Genomic DNA, 509 nt, shown 5'->3' with positions numbered 1-509 from the left:
CGCCTGTGGAATGTTATAGCAAACGAGAGTAGCGAGCAAGTGGCAAAATCGGACACGTAGAAACAGGAAATAAACATTAATCTGACAATTTTTATAGTTGGTTAAGAATATTTATAGATTTTTGGCAACGGGAAGGAAAATGAAAGCGAAAACTAAAAAAGAAGCAATTGCTCAGCTCATTTGGGTTCTATAATATTTGGTGTTGTTACTCAAACTGAGTAGTGACGCCAAATATTTTTTATAACAAAAAGACATCTGGTTGTCCTATAATTAAATCGTCAAAAACAATCATAGGAGGATAACCAAATGTCCATAACTAAGAATATCAAATGTACGGATGAAAAGACAAGTCATTCTATCAAACAAATTTTGAACATCAAAGATTCCCATATTGCCTTTTCAAAAGATGCCATTAGTAAAGAGCGCGTTCATGGCCGTATGGCCAATGTATTTACCGGCTTATTAACCGGGAGAAGTGCATCGTTGCGAATGTTGTGGATTTGATTCTG

General features: G+C 35.6%; 1 pseudogene. It reads left to right on the top strand.

From position 1 onward, the window contains the following. Window positions 1–306: 306 nt before the first annotated feature. Window positions 307–509: pseudogene (locus ACFSR0_RS04750) on the top strand (ISL3 family transposase); the annotation flags it as partial.

Source organism: Enterococcus camelliae (assembly GCF_042685105.1).
Lineage (GTDB): Bacteria > Bacillota > Bacilli > Lactobacillales > Enterococcaceae > Enterococcus_G > Enterococcus_G camelliae.
The sequence above is the reverse complement of the archived record's forward strand: the minus strand, read 5'-3'. Positions and strand labels throughout refer to the sequence as shown.